This window comes from Pseudoclavibacter sp. RFBJ3 (genome assembly GCF_002931375.1).
Taxonomy (GTDB): Bacteria; Actinomycetota; Actinomycetes; order Actinomycetales; family Microbacteriaceae; genus Pseudoclavibacter.
In genome coordinates, this window is sequence record NZ_PSXZ01000008.1 from 1 (window position 1) to 1,364 (window position 1,364).

The following is a 1,364-nucleotide window of genomic DNA, read 5'->3' on the forward strand; positions in this document are numbered from 1 at the left end:
AACCTCGCGAGCCGCGAGGGCAACACCGTCGCCGTGTACAACCGCTCGCCCGAGCGCACCCGCACGCTCGTCGCGGAGCACCCCGAGGCCGGGTTCGTGCCCTCCGAGTCGGTCGCCGACTTCGCGGCTTCTCTCCAGAAGCCCCGCACGGCGATCATCATGGTGCAGGCGGGCGCCGGCACCGACGCGGTCATCAACCAGCTCGTCGAGGCGTTCGAGCCTGGCGACATCATCGTGGATGGCGGCAACGCCCTCTTCACCGACACCCGCCGCCGCGAGGCAGCCGTGCGCTCCACGGGCATCCACTTCGTGGGCTGCGGCATCTCCGGCGGCGAAGAGGGCGCCCTCAACGGCCCCTCCCTCATGCCGGGCGGCACCGTCGAGTCGTACGAGACCCTCGGCCCGATCCTGCGCACCATCGCCGCGGTCGCCGAGGGCGAGCCCTGCGTCACCCACGTCGGCACCGACGGCGCCGGCCACTTCGTGAAGATGATCCACAACGGCATCGAGTACGCCGACATGCAGCTCATCGCAGAGGCCTACGACCTCATCCGCCGCGGCACCGGCAAGTCCCCCGCCGAGATCGCCGAGATCTTCGCCGAGTGGAACAAGGGCGAGCTCGAGTCGTACCTCATCGAGATCACCGCAGAGGTGCTCCGCCAGGTCGACGCCGACACGCAGCTCCCGCTCGTGGACGTCATCCTCGACGCCGCCGGCGCCAAGGGCACCGGCGCCTGGACCGTGCAGACCGCGCTCGACCTCGGCGTGCCCGTCTCCGGCATCGCCGAAGCCGTGTTCGCCCGCTCCGTGTCCTCCAAGCTCGAGCAGCGCGCCGCATCCCGCACCCTCCCCGGCCCCGACGGCTTCCAGGTCGAAGACGCCGACGGCTTCGTCGAGGACGTGCGCCTCGCGCTCTACGCGTCCAAGATCATCGCCTACTCGCAGGGCTTCGACGCCATCATCGCCGGCGCCGAGCAGTACGGCTGGGACATCAAGAAGGGCGACATCGCCGCGATCTGGCGTGCAGGCTGCATCATCCGCGCCCGCTTCCTGAACCGCATCACCGAGGCCTACGCCGAGAACCCCGAGCTCGTCGCCCTCGTCACCGCACCGTTCTTCCGCGAGGCCGTCGACACCGCGCAGGCAGCATGGCGCCGCGTCGTCGTCCAGGCAGCGCAGGCCGGCATCCCAGCCCCCGCGTTCTCCTCGTCGCTGTCCTACTACGACGGACTGCGCGCCGAGCGCCTCCCCGCCGCCCTCATCCAGGGGCAGCGCGACTTCTTCGGCGCCCACACCTACAAGCGCGTCGACCGCGACGGCGTCTTCCACACCGACTGGTCCGGCGACCGCACCGAGCACAACGC

Annotated in this window: 1 protein-coding gene; it reads left to right on the forward strand. The window is 70.7% G+C overall.

Annotated elements, in window-relative coordinates; genetic code table 11:
* Window positions 1–1,364: NADP-dependent phosphogluconate dehydrogenase (gene gndA, locus C5E07_RS09330; RefSeq protein ID WP_104299245.1), on the forward strand; the 1,364-nt coding region annotated here is incomplete at both ends.